This is a genomic window from Sphingobium sp. PNB (genome assembly GCF_019873065.1).
GTDB lineage: Bacteria > Pseudomonadota > Alphaproteobacteria > Sphingomonadales > Sphingomonadaceae > Sphingobium > Sphingobium fuliginis.
The window spans coordinates 1-15,624 of the sequence record NZ_JAINEZ010000029.1; the positions used below are offsets into that span (position 1 = coordinate 1).

At 65.2% G+C, this 15,624-nt stretch carries 16 protein-coding genes; 8 read left to right on the forward strand and 8 right to left on the reverse strand.

Annotated elements, in window-relative coordinates; translation table 11 throughout:
• Nucleotides 1-168: 168 nt before the first annotated feature.
• On the reverse strand, nt 169-939 hold the full coding sequence (locus tag K7W03_RS11675) for a CsgG/HfaB family protein (protein WP_025547481.1): 771 nt from the start codon (nt 937-939) through the stop codon (nt 169-171).
• Nucleotides 940-1,126: 187 nt separating this feature from the next.
• Here K7W03_RS11675 and lepA point away from each other — a divergent pair, with 187 nt between their 5' ends.
• Entirely contained in the window at nt 1,127-2,932 is a 1,806-nt protein-coding gene (gene lepA, locus K7W03_RS11680) for a translation elongation factor 4 (protein WP_061937857.1), read from the forward strand.
• Nucleotides 2,933-2,982: 50 nt separating this feature from the next.
• Here the strand turns inward: lepA and K7W03_RS11685 are convergent, their stop codons facing one another.
• Nucleotides 2,983-3,384, reverse strand: coding sequence for a type II toxin-antitoxin system death-on-curing family toxin (locus tag K7W03_RS11685; protein ID WP_222886381.1), 402 nt, complete (start codon nt 3,382-3,384; stop codon nt 2,983-2,985).
• Nucleotides 3,385-3,393: 9 nt separating this feature from the next.
• On the reverse strand, nt 3,394-3,621 hold the full coding sequence (locus K7W03_RS11690; protein WP_222886382.1) for an AbrB/MazE/SpoVT family DNA-binding domain-containing protein: 228 nt from the start codon (nt 3,619-3,621) through the stop codon (nt 3,394-3,396).
• A 102-nt stretch (nt 3,622-3,723) separates the two neighbouring features.
• On the opposite strand from K7W03_RS11690, the gene K7W03_RS11695 reads away from it, so the two are divergent.
• Nucleotides 3,724-4,110 carry a PH domain-containing protein gene (locus K7W03_RS11695; protein WP_025547475.1) on the forward strand — a complete coding sequence of 129 codons (387 nt, stop codon included), beginning with the start codon at nt 3,724-3,726 and terminating at the stop codon, nt 4,108-4,110.
• A 171-nt stretch (nt 4,111-4,281) separates the two neighbouring features.
• Nucleotides 4,282-4,965, forward strand: coding sequence for a hypothetical protein (locus tag K7W03_RS11700; protein WP_025547473.1), 684 nt, complete (start codon nt 4,282-4,284; stop codon nt 4,963-4,965).
• A 57-nt stretch (nt 4,966-5,022) separates the two neighbouring features.
• On the opposite strand, the gene K7W03_RS11705 is transcribed toward K7W03_RS11700, so the two are convergent.
• From K7W03_RS11705 to rnd, 3 genes are all read right to left on the reverse strand, one after another.
• Nucleotides 5,023-5,427, reverse strand: a complete 405-nt coding sequence (locus K7W03_RS11705; protein ID WP_222886383.1) for a DUF1801 domain-containing protein — start codon at nt 5,425-5,427, stop codon at nt 5,023-5,025.
• Between the two features lie 209 nt (nt 5,428-5,636).
• The gene (locus K7W03_RS11710) at nt 5,637-5,933 is read right to left on the reverse strand and encodes an I78 family peptidase inhibitor (protein WP_222886384.1); all 297 of its coding nucleotides are present in this window, start codon (nt 5,931-5,933) and stop codon (nt 5,637-5,639) included.
• 13 nt (nt 5,934-5,946) lie between these two features.
• Nucleotides 5,947-7,113, reverse strand: a complete 1,167-nt coding sequence (gene rnd / locus K7W03_RS11715) for a ribonuclease D (protein ID WP_025547468.1) — start codon at nt 7,111-7,113, stop codon at nt 5,947-5,949.
• Nucleotides 7,114-7,241: 128 nt separating this feature from the next.
• On the opposite strand from rnd, the gene aspS reads away from it, so the two are divergent.
• From aspS to K7W03_RS11740, 5 genes are all read left to right on the forward strand, one after another.
• Nucleotides 7,242-9,026 (forward strand): aspartate--tRNA ligase, encoded by a 1,785-nt coding sequence (aspS, locus tag K7W03_RS11720; RefSeq protein WP_222886385.1) that lies wholly within the window; start codon nt 7,242-7,244, stop codon nt 9,024-9,026.
• Nucleotides 9,027-9,119: 93 nt separating this feature from the next.
• Complete coding sequence (locus tag K7W03_RS11725) at nt 9,120-10,502, forward strand: APC family permease (protein ID WP_226870082.1); 1,383 nt, start codon at nt 9,120-9,122, stop codon at nt 10,500-10,502.
• Nucleotides 10,499-11,281: a polyphosphate kinase 2 family protein gene (locus K7W03_RS11730; RefSeq protein ID WP_025547463.1), complete on the forward strand. Its 783-nt coding sequence runs from the start codon at nt 10,499-10,501 to the stop codon at nt 11,279-11,281. The genes K7W03_RS11725 and K7W03_RS11730 overlap by 4 nt, the downstream gene beginning before the upstream one ends.
• Nucleotides 11,282-11,367: 86 nt before the next feature.
• Complete coding sequence (locus tag K7W03_RS11735; RefSeq protein WP_222886386.1) at nt 11,368-12,681, forward strand: methyl-accepting chemotaxis protein; 1,314 nt, start codon at nt 11,368-11,370, stop codon at nt 12,679-12,681.
• A gap of 67 nt (nt 12,682-12,748) precedes the next feature.
• Nucleotides 12,749-12,934 (forward strand): hypothetical protein, encoded by a 186-nt coding sequence (locus tag K7W03_RS11740; RefSeq protein ID WP_025547459.1) that lies wholly within the window; start codon nt 12,749-12,751, stop codon nt 12,932-12,934.
• Between the two features lie 38 nt (nt 12,935-12,972).
• Here the strand turns inward: K7W03_RS11740 and greB are convergent, their stop codons facing one another.
• Complete coding sequence (greB, locus tag K7W03_RS11745) at nt 12,973-13,458, reverse strand: transcription elongation factor GreB (RefSeq protein WP_222886387.1); 486 nt, start codon at nt 13,456-13,458, stop codon at nt 12,973-12,975.
• A gap of 20 nt (nt 13,459-13,478) precedes the next feature.
• Nucleotides 13,479-15,515, reverse strand: coding sequence for a lytic transglycosylase domain-containing protein (locus K7W03_RS11750; protein ID WP_222886388.1), 2,037 nt, complete (start codon nt 15,513-15,515; stop codon nt 13,479-13,481).
• Between the last annotated feature and the right edge of the window lie 109 nt (nt 15,516-15,624).

The window sequence follows — 15,624 nt, forward strand, 5'->3', positions numbered from 1 at the left end:
TGCAAAACCGACCAGAGCTTCTCTGCAATGATCTATCTCGCCGCAGCCATCATCAACTCACGATGAATCCCCACAAACCCTAGAGTATCGCGCAGCAGGATGGCGAGACCAGTGAAAAAAAGGCGCCACCGGAAGCTCCGGCAGCGCCCATCCCTTCAAAACCGTCCTTTATTGTGCGCGGGGCGCCGCTGCGGCCGCATTGGCGGGCAGGCCGCCAAGCTGCGTCACCAGCTTGGTATAGGCGTCGAGATAGGCGAGCACGATCACCTGCCCGATCTCCGTATTCTGGTAGCCGCCGCCGCCGGCCGCAGCGAAGCCGCCCCACCAGCCGGCGCCGCCGCCGCCGCCGAAGCTCAGGTCCGACTTGCGCGCATAGCCCTCCGTCAGCGCCTCTTCCTCGGTCGTGCGGGCGTTGACGATGGAGAGCGTCACATTGGCCTCGCTCTTCTTGACCGAAATGCCGCCCGCCAGCGCGCCGAAGGTCCGGCCGCCCAGGAAGCCGCCGAGCATGCCGCCCAGCGCATTGCCGCCTGAATTCTTGTTGGAGGAGACGATGTCGGGCTGCAGATAATAATCCGCCGCCTTCACCTGGCCCTTGCCCAGATTGGACCCCGCCTGCAATTCGCCGGAGTCCGCCATGGCGCGTTCCATATTGCGGCTGGCCATGGCGCGGCCGCGGTTGACGATGCCGAAGCAGCCCGATTGCTGGATGAACACCTTGAGGATCGCCTCCGGGCTGCCCAGGTTCAGCTCACGCCACCACTGGTTGTCCGGCTCGACGATGGCCACCGTGCCGAGGCGCCGGGTGCAATGAGGAATTTCGGCGGTTTTCTTGGCCTGCTGCTGCCGGGCGGACGAGCCCTTGTCGGCGGCCATCGCCGGAGAAGCCGCGACAGCCAGACCGGCTGCGGCAGCGACGAACTTCGCGAACACACGCATTGTCATGCACCCCTGAAAGTTGCTGAAGTCGTTTTGATTTTGTGGCGCCCCGATATTTGCACCATGCTCTAGCACAACCGCGCGGGCGCGCAAGTAATGCGAACGGTTATCACCGCCATAGCCTTAACGGGCCTGGGATGTGCGAGCCTGCTGACAGGCCCTCAAATGGCTGCTATCGGCGCGGGCCATGACCGATCTCTCGCACATCCGCAATTTCTCGATCATCGCCCATATCGACCATGGCAAGTCGACCCTGGCCGACCGCCTGATCCAGCGCACCGGCGGCCTGACCGACCGGGAAATGTCGGCGCAGGTCCTCGACAACATGGATATCGAGAAGGAGCGCGGCATCACCATCAAGGCGCAGACCGTGCGCCTCGACTATGTTGCGAAGAATGGCGAGACCTATGAGCTGAACCTGATGGACACGCCGGGCCATGTCGACTTCGCCTATGAGGTGAGCCGCTCGCTCGCCGCCTGCGAGGGCGCGTTGCTGGTGGTGGACGCCGCGCAGGGGGTAGAGGCGCAGACGCTGGCCAACGTCTACCAGTCGATCGAGCATGACCATGAGATCGTGCCCGTCATCAACAAGATCGACCTGCCCGCCGCCGAGCCGGAGAAGGTGAAGGCGGAGATCGAGGAAGTGATTGGTCTGGACGCGTCGGAAGCGGTGCTGGCGAGCGCCAAGGCCGGGATCGGCATCGACGACATTTTGGAAGCGGTGGTCGCCAAGATCCCCGCGCCCAAGGGCGACCGGGACGCGCCGCTGGAAGCGATGCTGGTCGATAGCTGGTACGACCCCTATCTGGGCGTCGTCATCCTGGTGCGCGTCGTCAACGGCGTCATCAAGAAGGGCCAGAACATCAAGTTCATGATCGGCGGCACCGAGCATCTGATCGACCGCGTCGGCTGTTTCCGGCCGAAGATCGAGCAACTGGGCGAACTGGGGCCGGGCGAGATCGGCTTCATCACCGCGCAGATCAAGGACATCAGCCAGACCCGCGTCGGCGACACCATCACCACGGTCAAGAATCCGGCGAAGGAACCGCTGCCCGGCTTCAAGGAAGTGCAGCCGGTGGTGTTCTGCGGCCTGTTCCCGGTCGACGCCAATGATTTCGAGAAGCTGCGCGAATCGATTTCCAAGCTGCGGCTGAACGACGCCAGCTTCTCCTTCGAGATGGAGACGTCGGCCGCGCTGGGCTTCGGCTTCCGCTGCGGTTTCCTGGGCCTGCTGCATCTGGAGATCATTCAGGAGCGGCTGAGCCGGGAATATGATCTGGACCTCATCACCACCGCGCCTTCGGTGGTGTACGAGATTCACATGAATGACGGGACGGTCCGGCATCTGCACAACCCCGCCGACATGCCCGACGCCAACCATATCGACTATATCGAGGAACCGTGGATCGAGGCGGTGATCTACTGCCCCGACGAATATCTGGGGTCGATCCTGAAGCTCTGCCAGGACCGGCGCGGCATTCAGAAGAACCTGACCTATGTCGGCGGGCGCGCGCAGGTGACCTATGAACTGCCGCTCAACGAGGTGGTGTTCGATTTCTACGACCGGCTGAAGTCGATTTCGCGCGGCTATGCCAGCTTCGACTATCATCAGATCGGGGCGCGGGAAGGCGACCTCGTCAAGATGAGCATCCTCGTCAACAATGAGCCGGTGGACGCGCTCAGCATGATCGTCCACCGGGGCACCGCCGAATCACGCGGGCGCGGCATGTGCGAGCGGTTGAAGGATTTGATCCCCCGCCACCTGTTCAAGATTCCGATCCAGGCGGCGATCGGCGGCAAGGTGATCGCCCGCGAGACCATCGCGGCGATGCGCAAGGATGTGACCGCCAAATGCTATGGCGGCGACATCACCCGCAAGAAGAAGCTGCTGGAGAAGCAGAAGGAGGGCAAGAAGCGGATGCGCGAATATGGGTCCGTGCAGATTCCCCAGGAAGCCTTCATCGCCGCGCTGCGCATGGGGGATGAGAACTGAGGCTCCTGCCGGTGCAGGAGTACGCTATTCCTGTCCGAACGAAAGGGACTTCATTCCGCCGCCAGATGGTCCCGAAACCAGGCGGTGGTTTCCTCCTCGCTCAGTTCTCCGGCCGCGAGAGCGAGCATCATGCCTATGGCGTCTTCCGGCGCGAAACGCAGAGCGACGCCGTTCAGAGCCAGGAAAAGACGCGCAAGCACCCAGGCGGTGCGCTTGTTGCCGTCGACGAAAGGATGATTGCGCGCAATCCCGAAGGCGTATGCCGCCGCCAAGGCGCAAGGATCATCCTCGCCATAGGTCCAACGGTTGATCGGCCTTGCAAGGGCGGAGTCGAGCATTCCGGCATCGCGCACGCCCCTGCCGCCGCCATGCTCGGCTAGCTGGCGGTCATGGACGGCATTGGCTATGTCGGTGTCGAGCCAGATCGGCTCCACCCTGTCGTCGGCGGCCATGAAGCAGGCTTACTGCGCCAGCACGCGCAGAATATCGCGATCCTCGCGCATGATCTGTTCGGCAAGAGCCATCTTCGCCTCGAAGTCGGGATTATTGGCGGTCAGCCGGATACCGTCGGGCGCTTCGCTGACATAAAGACTGTCGCCCAAGCCGACGCGCAGCCGCGCCAGCACCTCCTTGGGCAGGATGACCCCGGCGGAATTGCCGATCTTCGTGATCTTGAGCGGTGTGTTCATACGGATGTTATAACCATTATCCGGTCGCGGTGCAAGCCCGGCGGCCTTGACGGCGGCGGGGCGTCCATGGTCAATGCTCACAACCAACCGCAGGGGACCGGCATGAGCGAGACATGGCTGTATGACGAGCATCCCGCGATGTTCCGCGCGCATCCTTTCCTGTTCATCCTCCTGCTGATCTCTGTCGTCGGCATCCTCGCCATCGGCGTGTGGTGGGTGTTGCACAAGGGGGAGCGGCTGGCGCTTTCCGACCGGGAAGTGCTGCTGGAACGGGGCCTTCTGGCCAAGCAGCGGACGGAGATCGCGCTTTCCAGCATCCGCAGCGTGCGCATCACCCAGACGTTGGGCCAGCGCATCTTCAACGTCGGCAATGTGGAACTGTTCAGCGCCGGGGACATGGCGGAAATCGCGATCAGGTCCATGCCGCGGCCCGACCGCATCCGGGCGATCGCGGCTTCGCGCAATCTCGACCTGCTGCCCCAGCGGTAGGAGAATGGTGAACAGCCTCTTGACTTGTCCGCATTTATTTCAACGATAGTGCAATAGCGAGAAGGGGTGCTTTGGAGCGCCCACGGCCAGCAGGAAGGACGCCGGAGGAACGCCGGTCCGCAGTGGCGCGGGCAGGTGAGCAAGGGGTCGTCGTGCATGGGCTTGCGTGTGATGCCGTCGCTGCCAGAACTGACCGCGCAGCAGCAGGACGAAGTGCGTCAGGCTTGCGGTTTCGCCTGCGTCCGCTGTGGCGTGACCATCTACCGCTATCTTCGCTTGCCCGAAAGTCATGGGGTGACGCTGCTCTGCCCCACCTGCCATGGGCTGGTGGAGGAAGGGCGCCTGACGCCGATGCAGGTGCAGGGCTTCCATGCCAATCCCGTCGTGCGGCAGCGCCATTTCGCACGGGATCGCTTGCCCTTCTCGCCGGAATTGCCGACGCTGATCATGGGCGGCTCGCAATTGCTGAGGGACACGCCGATCCCGCTGACGCTGGAGGGGGAGCCGATCCTGATCTTCGCGCCGCCGCGCCGAAGCAATGGCGCGACCCGCATCAGCGTGCGCATGGGTGGCCCCGATGGCGAGCCGGTGCAGGTCGTGAACGGCAATGAGTGGATGCCGACGGACGGTAGCTGGCACTTCCTGCTGCGCGGCGACCGCTACAGCATGATGGCGGCGCGGGGCGAGGGGCTGGCGGTGCTGCGCATCGTGGCGCGCAACCGCATTGCCGTCGAGCATCTGCGCACCACGATCAGGGGGCGGCGGCTGGAAGTGACGCCCGACTGGCTGGAGATCGACGGGAAGCGTTATGTCGGGCGGATCGGCAGCGGGACGCTGATCGGGCTGGAATGTTGATGGGGCGTGGGCGGCGCTGTTGTCTGATCCGTTGGTTATGGGCACGCCGCTCTTCCATTATTCAGATGTCATCTGACTTTTCTTCCTCAGCCTGCTCATGTTGAGCGCCGCGGCGGCGCGAATCAGCGCCTTGAACGCGTCGGCATCGATTGTCTCGCCTTCCCTTATGTCGATGGCGCGGCGCACATTGCCGTCCAGGCTGGCGTTGAACAGGCCCGCCGGGTCCTCCAGCGAAGCGCCCTTCGCGAAGGTCAGCTTGACCACCGCCTTGTAGCTTTCCCCGGTGCAGAGGATGCCGCCATGCGACCAGACCGGGACGCCCCGCCATTTCCATTCTTCTACCGCCTGCGGATCGGCTTCCCTGATCAGCGTACGGACATGGGCAAGCGTTTCTCCCCGCCAATCGCTGAGTTCCGCGATGCGCCGGTCGATCCGCGCGGAGGGAGAGTCAGTGTCGTTCATCGGGCCGCTCCTCTTGCCCGGCACCCTAAACGGATCGCAACGAAACGGGAATGGCGTAGCGATGGTGCCAGGAGGGGCCTGCCTCCCCGCGCCACCGCTACGCCGCCCTTTGGGGACCACCCGTGGGGCTGGCCGCCCGCGATCAGGGGGATCGCGACCGGCGCCGGATGGGATACGGCTGTGCGGTAAGGTTTATTCCATTGCGATCCTCAGCCGCAGCGCGCGGTCGTGATCGCCATCTTCCCGTCATAGCTGACGGTCAGCCGGTCCGGGCGGAAATCCATGGTCATCGCCATGCCCGGCGCGCCCCAGCGCAGCGTGCGCGCGCCTGAAAGCCTGAGCAACTCGGCGCCGGTCGCCTCGCTGGCGGTCTGGCCGATGAAGCGGTCCAGCCCCTCGTCGCGGCATGGTCCTTCTGCGGTGTGCGGCGGCGTGGCGGGGCCTTCGCCGTTCGCGCCGGCGCAGGCGGCAAGCAGGGAGAGAAGGGGAAGCATGGCGGTTCGCATCCGTCCTGAACTCCTATTGCGTGCGGGTCATCTTGAGGCGGCCATTCTTGACCGCGAAGGCAAGGCGGCCCTCGACCAGGTCGACCGCATCGCGGCCGAACTGTTCATAGCGCCAGCCTTCCAGGATCGCGAGGTCTTCCCGCACGCCGGCCGCCAGCGCGTCGATGTCGTCGCTGCGGGCGATGAGGCGCGCGGCGACGTTGATGTCGCGCGAACGGATTTTCAGCAGCAGCTTCAGAAGGTCCGCCACCAGCGCGCCATCCTTTCCCAGGCCCGGCCGCTTGGGGTCGCGCTCCGGCATTTCCTCCTTGGCCAGCGGCTTGTGCGCGGCAAGGGCGAGCATCAGCCGATTGCCGATGTCGTTGGTCTTCCAGGTGGCAGACAGGCCGCGCACCTTGCCCAGATCCTCCTGCGTGCGCGGCGGGTGGCTGGCGATGTCGGCCAGCGTCTCGTCCTTGACGATGCGGCCGCGTGGCAGATTCTTGTCCTGCGCCTCCATCTCGCGCCATGCCGCCAGCGCCTTCAGGCGGCCCAGCACATCGGCCTTGCGGCTGGCGATGCGGACGCGTTGCCAGGCCTCGTCGGGCCTGTTCTCATAATTGGAGGGATCGCTGATCCGCTCCATCTCCTGATCCAGCCAGTCGCCACGGCCGGTCCGGCGCAGTTCCTCCAGCATCTTGGGGAAAATCTGGATCAGGTAGGTGACGTCGCCGATCGCATAATCGATCTGCCGCTTGTCGAGCGGCCGGCGCGCCCAGTCGGTGAAGCGCGCGCCCTTGTCGAGCTGCACGCCCAGCCAGGCGTCGACCAGATTGCCGTAGCCGATCTGTTCGCCCAGCCCCAGCGCCATCGCCGCGATCTGCGTGTCGAACATCGGATGGGGGGTCTTGCCGGTCAGGTTGTAGATGATCTCCAGGTCCTGACCGCCCGCATGGAAGACCTTCAGCACATCCTCATTGTCGACCATCAGGTCGAGCAGGGGCGAAAGGTCGAGGCCGGGCGCCTTGGGATCGATGGCCGCCGCCTCATGCTCGTCCGCGACCTGCACCAGGCAGAGATCGGGCCAATAGCTGTTTTCGCGCATGAATTCGGTATCGACCGCGATATAGGGCGATTTGGCGATCCGGGCGCAGAATTGGGCGAGAGTCTTGCTGTCGGTAATCAGCGGATGGATTTGCATATGGTCTTCGATCTTATTATGGGCTGGCCCGTCGCGCACGGGCTCGTCAATGCTTGACAGGACTGCCCATAGCGGCGCTGCAACAATTTGTCATTTCCGTAAAACGAAGCTGAAAGACCAAAAACGCCATGCATGCCTATCGCACCCACACCTGCGGCGCCCTTACGACGGCGGAGGTCGGCAATGAGGTGCGGGTGTCCGGCTGGGTGCACCGTAAGCGCGACCATGGCGACCTGGTGTTCATCGACCTGCGCGACCATTATGGCATGGTGCAGATCGTCACCGAGGTGGATGGGCCGGTGTTCAGGGTGATCGAGTCGCTGCGGGCCGAAAGCGTCGTGACCGTGACGGGCAAGGTCGTCGCCCGGGCGAAGGAAGCGGTGAACCCCAACCTGCCGACCGGCGAGATCGAGATTCGCGCGCTGGATGCGGTGGTGCTGTCCGCCGCCGCCGACCTGCCGCTGCCGGTGGCTGGCGAGCAGGAATATCCGGAGGACATCCGCCTGCGTTACCGCTTCCTCGACCTGCGGCGCGAGACGCTGCACGCGAACATCGTCAAGCGCACGCAGATCATCCGGGACATGCGCCGCCGCATGGAGGATGCAGGATTCACCGAATATTCGACGCCGATCCTGACGGCGTCGAGCCCCGAAGGCGCCCGAGACTTTCTGGTGCCGAGCCGCATCCATGCGGGCAAATTCTACGCGCTGCCCCAGGCGCCGCAGCAATATAAGCAGTTGCTGATGGTTGCGGGCTTCGACCGCTATTTCCAGATCGCGCCCTGCTTCCGCGACGAGGACCCGCGCGCCGACCGCCTGCCGGGCGAATTCTACCAGCTTGACCTCGAAATGAGCTTCGTCACCCAGGAAGACGTGTGGAACACCATGGAGCCGGTGATTGCGCAGGTGTTCGAGGCGTTCGCCGACGGCAGGCCGGTGACGCCAGCGGGCAGCTTTCCGCGCATCCCCCATGCCGAGGCGATGCTGAAATATGGGTCGGACAAGCCCGACCTGCGCAACCCGATCCTGATCAGCGATGTGACCGAGCATTTCCATGGCAGCGGCTTCGGCATCTTCGCTTCGCTGGTGGAGAGCGGCAGCGTGATCCGCGCTATTCCCGCACCGGGCGCTGGCGCGGGCAGCCGCAAATTCTTCGACGACATGAACAATTGGGCGCGCAGCGAAGGCTATTCGGGCCTTGGCTATATCAACATCAAGGACGGCGTGCCCGGCGGTCCCATCGCCAAGAACCATGGCGAGGAACGGACGGCGAAGCTGATCGAGGCGCTGGGCCTTGGCCCCAATGACGGCGTCTTCTTCGCGGCGGGCAAGGAAAGCCAGGCGGCCAAGCTGGCGGGTCTGGCGCGCATCCGCGTGGGCGAGCAGCTCGACCTGATCGACAGGGATCGTTTCGAACTGTGCTGGATCGTCGATTTCCCCTTCTACGAATATGACGAGGATGAGAAGAAGATCGATTTCGCGCACAACCCCTTCTCCATGCCGCAGGGGGGATTGGATGCGCTGGAGCATCAGAACCCGCTGAGCCTCAAGGCCTATCAATATGACATGGTCTGCAACGGCTATGAAATCGCCTCGGGATCGATCCGCAACCAGTCGCCGGAACTGATGGTCAAGGCGTTCGAGAAGGTGGGCCTCAGCCAGGCCGATGTGGAGGAGCGCTTCGGCGGCCTCTATCGCGCGTTCCAATATGGCGCGCCGCCCCATGGCGGCATGGCGGCGGGCGTGGACCGCATCGTGATGCTGCTTTGCGGGGCGCAGAACCTGCGCGAGATCACGCTGTTCCCGATGAACCAGCGTGCGGAAGACCTGCTGATGGGGGCGCCCAGCCCGGCGGAGTTCAAGCAGTTGCGCGAACTGCACATCCGCGTCGTGGAGCCGCAGGCGAAGGCCTGATTCCCAACCTGCGCTCGCCCTGAGCCCGAACGACAGGAGAGGCTTGCACTCCCGCTGAACCTTCGATGTAAGGACGGGCAAGGGGGACAGGCCATGCTCGACGAACAGATGTTGCCGGACAAACCGCCGGCCCTGGCGCGCAGCCTGGGCGTGGCGGGCGTCCTGTTCCTGACCCTGTCCGCGACCACCCCGGCATCCTCCGTCTTCGTCATCATACCCGGCATGTTGCAGGAGGCCGGGACCGGCGCGATCTGGGCGATGATCCTCGCCAGCCTGATCTGCGTCACCACCGCCTTCATCTATGCCGAACTCTCCTCCGCCTGGCCGGTGGCGGGCGGGGAATATGTCGCGGTGGCGCAGACGCTGGGGCCGATGGCCGGTTTCGTCATGCTGGGCGTCAATGTCTTCAACAATGTGCTCTTCCCGCCTGTCGCGGCGCTGGGCATCGCATCGGTCATGGCGACGGTGGCGCCGGGCCTGCCCGCCGTGCCGGTCGCGGTGGCGGTGATGATCGGATCGACGCTGGTCGCGATCCTCAATATCCGCGTGAATGCGGTCATCACCGGGCTGTTCCTGCTGGTCGAACTGGCAGCCGTGGCCGTGGTGATGGTGCTGGGCTTTGCCGACCATGCGCGGCCGGCGCTGGAATTCCTGACCCATCCGGTGGTGGCAGCGACGGGGCAGGGCTTCGTCCCGGCCAGCGCCGCCTCCATCGGGGTGGCGACGACCATCGCGATCTTCGCGCTCAACGGCTATGGCATGGCGGTCTATTTCGGGGAGGAGATGCACGAGGCGCCCAGACGGATCGCCGGAACCATCCTCGCCGCCCTCGGCCTCGCGCTGCTGTTCGAAGGCGTGCCCTTGCTCGCGCTGCTGCTGGCGAGGATCGACCTTGCGACCCTGCTGACCGTCGACGATCCCTTTGGCCTGCTGGTGCGGCAGCGGGGGAGCGCCGGCCTTTCGGCGCTGGTGTCGGTCGGCATCGTGCTTGCGATCGTGAACGCGATCATCGCCTGCGTGCTGGCCTGCGCCCGCTTCTTCTATTCGACCGGGCGGGACCGGGCCTGGATTCCGCGCATCGACGACTGGCTGGTGGCGATCCATCCGCGCTTCGATTCGCCCTGGATCGGGACGCTGATCGTCGGCGGGATGGGAACGCTCGCCTGCTTCCTGCCGTTATCCATGCTGCTGGTGCTGAACGGCACCGGGCTGGTGGCGATCTATGGCGGCATCGCGCTGGCCGCCATGGCCGGGCGGCGCAGCGGGGCGAGCGCCCATGCGCCCTATCGCATGCCGCTTTATCCGCTTGCCCCGGTCGTCACCCTGCTTGCGCTGGCCTATGTGGTCTGGACCAGCTGGCTCGATGCCGGGGAGGGGCGGCCCGGCCTGATTGCAACCGCCGCCCAGATTGCGGGTTCGGTGCTTTGGTATAAGCTCGTGCTTTGCCGCCGGGGCCAGTGGAAGGTGCAGACATGACCATCGACCTTGCCGATTATGAGAAGGGCGCGACATTCAAGGGCGATTATGAGGCGAAGCTGGCCGAATTGCAGGAGCGGCTCGCCAAGATCCAGGTCGCGCACATCATCCACGACCGGCGCAGCGTCATCCTGCTGGAGGGGTGGGATGCGGCGGGCAAGGGCGGCATCATCAAGCGCATGACCGCCGACTGGGACCCGCGCTATTACAAGGTCCACCCCATTTCCGCCCCGACGGAGGAGGAGCGCGACCGCCACTTCCTCTGGCGTTTCTGGACGCGGCTGCCGGCGGGGCGCAACATCGCGATCTTCGACCGGAGCTGGTATGGCCGGGTGCTGGTCGAGCGGGTCGAGGGCTTCTGTTCCAAGGGCGAATGGAAGCGCGCCTATGAAGAGATCAACGCCTTCGAAAGGCAGCAGGTCGACGCCGGGACCAACATCGTCAAGCTGTTCGTCCACATCACGCAAGAGACGCAGGACGAACAGCTCGCCCAGCGGCTCGACACGCCGTGGAAGCGGTGGAAGACCGGCGCGGACGATTATCGCAACCGCGCAAGGCGGGCCGATTATCTGGACGCCATGCACGACATGTTCCGCAAGACCGACACCAAGGTGGCGCCCTGGCATGCCATCGACAATAATCACCGTCGGGCGGGTCGGATCGCGGCGCTCTCCTATGTCGCCAAGCGATTGGAAAAGCTGGTGCCGATGGATTTTCCGGAAGCCGATCCGGAAGTGGTGAAGCTGGCCGCCAAGGCCTACGGCTATAGGGTTCCGTAATAAAATCACTGAAAATCAACATCTTGTAACAAAATTGTCATCAAAATCTAACGGCTCATTTACCATTATGGGCTTAACCGGCCCCTATGTACGCACCCCCGATGCTCGATCGATCCCTGGACCATTCGGCAGGTCCGCTCCTCATGACGCCCAGCCCGGCGATCCGGCTGGGGCGGCCGCTCAGCGAGGCGGTCGATCATTTCCAGCATGACCCGGCGCTGCGGCTGCTGCCGGTACTCGATGCTGCCGACAGGCCCGTGGGAGCGATCTACGAATGCGACATGCGGCGCATCCTGTTCAATCCCTTCGGCCATGCCCTGTTGCGCAATCCCAGCTTCGGTGGGCGGCTGGACGATCATGTCCGGCACTGCGCGACGGTCGAGCGGCGCGCCAGCATCGAGACGCTGATCGACCTCTATGCCGCGCAGGGGCAGGGCTGCGAAGGCCTGATCGTGGTGGACGGGGATCGCTATGCCGGGGTCGCGGGTGGGCAGCTTCTGCTCCGGCTGGCGGCGGAGCGGGACGCACGTGTGGCGCTGGCGAGGGTCGAGCGGCTGGAACGGGTGACGCGGGAGAGCGCGACGTTCCGGGCCGATGTCCAGGCGTTGACAGGGGACATGGTGGCGATGGCGGACATGCTGTCGCGTCTGGCCGAAGATGCGGCGGAACGGTCCGCGCATAACGGGCATGCGTCGGCCGGCATGGCGGTGGCGGCGGCGCAGACCGCCGACAATCTGGCCGGCATCGCCGGGTCCGGGCGGGAGCTGGGGCTGCTGTTCCAGGCGATGGAGGACGAAGTGCGCGAGGCGGGGGCCGCCATTCGCGCCGCCGTCGACCAGACGCAATCGGGTGCGGCGCAGACAAGGATGCTGAGCGCGCAGGCCGACGGGATCGGGGAAGTGACCGCGCTGATCGACGCGATTGCGCGGGCGACGACGACGCTGGCGCTCAATGCCGGGATAGAGGCGGCGCGGGCCGGGGACGCCGGGCGGGGCTTTGCCGTGGTTGCGCGGGAGGTCAAGACGCTGGCGGGCCAGACACGCGATGCGGCGGCGGAGATTGCGCGGCGGATCGACCATATCCGCGCGACCGTCGGCCATGTCGCGCAGGGCCATGCGCATATGGATGCGGCGATCGCGACGGCGGATCGGCTTTCGGCCTCCGTCTTTACGGCGGTGGCGCGGCATGGCGCATTCAGCCGGGCGATTGCGGACAGCGTGGCGGAGGCGGGCGAGGCGAGCGGGCATGTCCGCGCCAGCGCCAGTCAGATCAGCGTCAATGCGGGCGATGCGGTGGCGGATGCGCAGGCGATGCGCGAAGCGGCGAGCCGCCTGTCGGAAGAAGCGCATCGGCTGGATGACCGCGCCAGCGCCTTCATCCGCGCAATTCAGGCCGCCTGACGGGAAAAGGGCTGGCTTCGGGCGGAATTCGGGTTAGGCTCTCCTTCCAGAAAGAAGGAGAGGATGCATGCTCGTCATGTTCGTGGGCGCCGACCGGACCGAAACCGCCGTCAATGCCGCGCAGGTCACCTTCGTGTCATCGGTGACGGACGGCACCCGCATCCGCTTCGGAGAGGGACGCAGCGTCACCGTGATCGAGCCGATCGCCGAGGTGATGGAGCGGCTCAACGTGATATTGCGGCGGGACGATTAGCGGGCTGCTCCGGCGGTTTGTCTTGGCATGGCCGATCATCACGCCGGATAGCTGATCGCCATCACCTCATATTCCCGCTCGCCCGCGGGCAGCACCACGCGGCGCAGGTCGCCCACGGCAGCGCCGCGCAGGGCGCGGGCGATGGGCGTGCTCCAGCCGATGCGGCCGGCGGCGGCGTCCGTCTCGTCATTGCCGACCAGCGTGACGGTGCGGTGGTTGTCGTCCTCGTCCGCGATGGTGACGGTGGCGCCGAAATAGACCTTGCTCTTGTCGGGCTGCTGGCGCGGGTCGACGACCTTGGCGTCCTTCATCTTGCGCGAGAGGCGCTTCAACTGGCCGTCGATCTCGCGCATACGCTTGCGGCCGTAGAGATAGTCGCCATTTTCGCTGCGGTCGCCATTGCCGGCCGCCCAGCTTACCACTTCCACGATCTTCGGGCGCTCGACTCCCAGCAGCTGGTCATATTCGGCGCGCAGCTTCGCGAAACCTTCCGGAGTGATATAGTTGGGATGGGGAGTGCTCATGCCCCGCCCATAGCGCAAGTTCAGCCCGGCGTCTGCTTGCCGAGATATTTGGACAGCGGCGTCGTCGTGCCCCGGAAGCGGGCGCGCTGCGGGTTCATCGCCTCATAGACCACGGCGTTTTCCAGCACGCGCTGGACATAGTTGCGCGTTTCGAAAAGCGGAATCTGCTCGATCCAGCGCAGCATGTCGGCGCCAGGCAGGCGCGGGTCGCCATTGGCGGCGATCCAGCGGTTCACATTGCCCGGCCCGGCATTATAGGCCGCCACCGCCAACGGATAGCTGCCGCCATAATAATCGAGCATCCGCTGGAAATAAGAGGAGCCGAGCATGATGTTGTAGCTGGGGTCGTTGAGCGAACTGGCGTCATAGCTCATTCCCAGCTTCCCCGCCTGTTCGCGGGCGGTGCCGGGCATCAGTTGCATCAGCCCGCGTGCGCCCGCATGGCTGACGATCTGCCGGTCGAACTGGCTTTCCTGCCGGGCAATGGCGTGGACCATCGTCCAGTTATATTGCGCCTCCGACGGCACGGGCACGCGGGGAAAGGCGCTTTCGCCATAGCCGGTGAGGCCGCTCGACACGGCGCGGCGGCCGACCATCACGCCCATGTCGGGCCGTCCGATGCTCTGCGCGAGTTCGACGGCGAGATAATGGTCGGCATCGCTGTCGGCATTATTGGCGATGGCGCGGGCGAATTTGCTCTGATCTTCCCAATAGCCCATCTGGCCCAGCGCCTTCACCGCCCGGACGACCGAGCGGCTGGCGAAGGCCGTGCGCTCCGCGGCGGAGATTTCGACCGGACGTTCCACGGCCGCTGGGGCAGGGATCGGCCGGCCCAGCCGTTCGAGCGCAAGCTGGCCGTAAAACTGGTCCGGAAAGGCCCCCGCGCGGGCGAAATAGCTGTTCGCGGTCGCGGCGTCGCCGGCCTGGAGCGCGGCGCGACCCGCCCAGTAGAAGCCCTTGGACTGGGTCTGCGGCGACTTGGCGGCTGTGGCGTAGCGGCGGAACATCTCCATCGCGTCCAGCGGCTTGCCAAGGTTGTAGAAGGCCGTCGATCCCGCCAGCCAGGCAAGGCTGGTATAATCGTCGCGCTCGCCAATGGGCCGGCTGTTGACGTCGGTGCCGGGCAGATAGGCGTCGTCCAGCTTGCTGGCGATGCCGTAGGCGAAGCTCCACTGGCTGTCATTGGCGGCGGCGCGCGCCTGCGTCAGCAGCGTTTCATACCATTTTTCCGCGTCGCCGGGACGGAAGGTCAATGCCGGACGGTTGGCGAGATATTGGCGGCCGGCGATCCAGTTGCCCGTGTTGAGCAGCCATGTCGCCTTGTCCGCGACGAATCCGGCGTCGGTCGCGCCCACAGCCTCCGCCAACTGCATCTTCATCGCCGCGTCGGGCGCCTTCTGGCGGAAGGCGATGCGCGCCTCATAGACCGGGCGGCGGGCCGGCGAGACATAGGCAAGCCTCCGCTGCGCGCCCATGACGTCGCCCTTCCACAGCAGCGCGTCGGCGCGCAGGTCATGCTCCACCGATGTCCATCCCGCGCCGAAGAGTGAAAGCAGCCGCGCCTCGTCATCGGGGGAAAGCGTGCCGCCGACCCATGCGTTGCGCGCGGCGACCCGCGCCTCGCCCATGCGGCCCTGCTGCATCAGCGCCAGCGCATAGCGGGCATTGCCGGTGGCGGTGCGCGGCGGGAAGCGAGTGAAGAAGGCGATGACCTGCCCGGGATCGTAGCTATTGGGATTGATGCCGGTTTCCGCCAGCCGCCGCATCCGGTCCTCGCCCGGCCAGCCGGGATTGGCCATGATGAAGCTCATATAGGTGGAGGAGCCCAGGCCATCGCTCTGCTGGAGCGCGCGCCACTGGCTGATCGTGCCGGAGATCGACGGATCGCTCGCCACGCCGATTCGGCTTTGGGCGCGCTGCCACGGGCTGGGCTCGCTGGAGCTGGGAACAGGCTGCACCACGGCGCCGGGCGGATAGGCCGCGGCTGGCGCGGGGCCGGTGGTTTCGGTCTGGGCGCTGGCGCCGGCTGTGAAAAGCAAAAGAGCAATCAGTGGCATACGAACCGTGAGGGCTTCCGGGGCAGTTTCAAGACAGGAGAGCGATACCCTACTGGACATTATCGCAATTGCATCCTTATCAGGCCCTGAATGACGCGCTATAGCGCGC

What these genes read in the sequence shown, in the direction of transcription:
- rnd (WP_025547468.1), bottom strand. Translation starts at nt 7,113, where the DNA reads ATGCAAATCCATCCGCTGATTACCGACAGCAAGACTCTCGCCCAATTC.
- K7W03_RS11685 (WP_222886381.1), bottom strand. Translation starts at nt 3,384, where the DNA reads ATGGCCGCCGACGACAGGGTGGAGCCGATCTGGCTCGACACCGACATA.
- K7W03_RS11705 (WP_222886383.1), bottom strand. Translation starts at nt 5,427, where the DNA reads ATGAACGACACTGACTCTCCCTCCGCGCGGATCGACCGGCGCATCGCG.
- K7W03_RS11740 (WP_025547459.1), top strand. Translation starts at nt 12,749, where the DNA reads ATGCTCGTCATGTTCGTGGGCGCCGACCGGACCGAAACCGCCGTCAAT.
- K7W03_RS11725 (WP_226870082.1), top strand. Translation starts at nt 9,120, where the DNA reads ATGCTCGACGAACAGATGTTGCCGGACAAACCGCCGGCCCTGGCGCGC.
- K7W03_RS11735 (WP_222886386.1), top strand. Translation starts at nt 11,368, where the DNA reads ATGTACGCACCCCCGATGCTCGATCGATCCCTGGACCATTCGGCAGGT.
- K7W03_RS11750 (WP_222886388.1), bottom strand. Translation starts at nt 15,515, where the DNA reads ATGCCACTGATTGCTCTTTTGCTTTTCACAGCCGGCGCCAGCGCCCAG.
- K7W03_RS11700 (WP_025547473.1), top strand. Translation starts at nt 4,282, where the DNA reads ATGCCGTCGCTGCCAGAACTGACCGCGCAGCAGCAGGACGAAGTGCGT.
- K7W03_RS11730 (WP_025547463.1), top strand. Translation starts at nt 10,499, where the DNA reads ATGACCATCGACCTTGCCGATTATGAGAAGGGCGCGACATTCAAGGGC.
- aspS (WP_222886385.1), top strand. Translation starts at nt 7,242, where the DNA reads ATGCATGCCTATCGCACCCACACCTGCGGCGCCCTTACGACGGCGGAG.
- K7W03_RS11690 (WP_222886382.1), bottom strand. Translation starts at nt 3,621, where the DNA reads ATGAACACACCGCTCAAGATCACGAAGATCGGCAATTCCGCCGGGGTC.
- K7W03_RS11675 (WP_025547481.1), bottom strand. Translation starts at nt 939, where the DNA reads ATGCGTGTGTTCGCGAAGTTCGTCGCTGCCGCAGCCGGTCTGGCTGTC.
- K7W03_RS11695 (WP_025547475.1), top strand. Translation starts at nt 3,724, where the DNA reads ATGAGCGAGACATGGCTGTATGACGAGCATCCCGCGATGTTCCGCGCG.
- greB (WP_222886387.1), bottom strand. Translation starts at nt 13,458, where the DNA reads ATGAGCACTCCCCATCCCAACTATATCACTCCGGAAGGTTTCGCGAAG.
- K7W03_RS11710 (WP_222886384.1), bottom strand. Translation starts at nt 5,933, where the DNA reads ATGCGAACCGCCATGCTTCCCCTTCTCTCCCTGCTTGCCGCCTGCGCC.
- lepA (WP_061937857.1), top strand. Translation starts at nt 1,127, where the DNA reads ATGACCGATCTCTCGCACATCCGCAATTTCTCGATCATCGCCCATATC.